The organism is Phenylobacterium sp. (assembly GCF_013822795.1).
In the GTDB taxonomy this organism is placed as follows: domain Bacteria; phylum Pseudomonadota; class Alphaproteobacteria; order Caulobacterales; family Caulobacteraceae; genus Phenylobacterium.
The window spans coordinates 1-1,326 of record NZ_PNLB01000045.1; the positions used below are offsets into that span (position 1 = coordinate 1).

A 1,326-nucleotide genomic window follows, 5' to 3' on the forward strand; every position below is an offset into this window, starting at 1 on the left:
GCGGCGGGCAGTGCGATCGAGCAGTGCCAGACATAGCCGTGCTTGGTGAATCCCGGCTCGCCCTCGGCGGGCTGACGACGGGGCAGACCCGCAGCGTCGGCCGGGGCCTGCACATGTGCGCGCAACGCTGCCATGCCCGCCGGGTCGAAGTCGAAGTCGTCGGGGCCGATCTGTGCCGGTTGCAGCGCGCCCGGATCGGATTGCCAGGACGCGATCACCGTGGGGCGGGTGTGCTCGTTGGTCCGGCCCGGCCCCATTAGGTAGGACACCAGACCGGGTGCGTCCCAGCCGCGCCCAATCTTGTCGATCACCGCAACCTCCGCAGCAAACCCATGAGTTCGGCGTCGGTGCGCTCGTTGGTCCGGCGCACGAAGTCGAGGACCGCAGCAGTTTCGGGAGCCAGCTGCCCGGTGGAGTTCGCGTGCCGGGCCACATCGTTGAGGTTGCCGGCCACGTTGCCCATCAACCGGCGTAGCCGCCGGACCTCGTCCAGCAACTCCCGGGCTTGGGCCACATCAAGCGGAACCGCGCCCGCATCGCTGTCGGTGTCCCTCGCATCGCTACCGGTGGTGGCCTTCGCGGCCCGCACGCCGGCAGCAGCGACGAACGCCATCGGCGTTAACTCCATCTGGGCTGCGGCCCGCTCGATCACGGCCCGCTCCTCGTCCGACAACCACACCTGGCGCGGCTTACGCGGCTGCCCCGAGGTGTGGGCGCGGTACCCGCCCTTGCTCACTGTCGGCACCTGCTGCCCCCGTCATCTCGTGGGTCGCGTCCCCGCCCGCGACCCTGTAACCAGTCGACCGGTCCACCGTCACCGGCCGACCTTGTACCTCGAATTCTTCCGGGTGCTCGCAGCAGGCGCAAGCCAAAACCATTGGGTTTTGGAATATCTTGCTCCCGCTTCTGGCACTTTTCTTGTCCCGCCGCCACTCTCAGTGGCTCAGACCAAAAAAACGCACGCGCACTGCCATTTTCGCAGTCGTACTGCGGACGTATCTGGCTCGGTCTACCGAAGCTCAGGACCAGGGTCATGCCTTCGGTCGCCACGCCCATGTCGGCCTCCCTTGCGCAATTAGAAACATTAGATACATTAGATACATCGCCGGGAGGTTCGGCAACTTTTCACCAAAAAACCGGAAGGGGCAGCAGTGGCCACCAGCAAGAGCAAGGCGACATCTAGCAGCGTGCTCGACGCCTATCGCCAGCAGATCATTCCGTCCGATACCGAACAAAAGATCGCAGACCTGGCCGCCGCCGTCGCCACCTACGAGAGCAACAAGGCCGATCGCACGGCGCAGGAACGTGCCCTCGCCCAACGGCAGA

Annotated in this window: 2 protein-coding genes; both read right to left on the reverse strand. The window is 65.6% G+C overall.

The genetic code is table 11. From position 1 onward, the window contains the following. Window positions 1-311, reverse strand: a 311-nt coding sequence (locus C0481_RS21820; RefSeq protein ID WP_293407847.1) for a hypothetical protein, incomplete at its 3' end; no start/stop codon positions are given. Beyond that, window positions 308-652 carry a hypothetical protein gene (locus C0481_RS21825; protein WP_293407848.1) on the reverse strand — a complete coding sequence of 115 codons (345 nt, stop codon included), beginning with the start codon at window positions 650-652 and terminating at the stop codon, window positions 308-310. The genes C0481_RS21820 and C0481_RS21825, both read right to left, overlap by 4 nt. Window positions 653-1,326 lie beyond the last annotated feature (674 nt).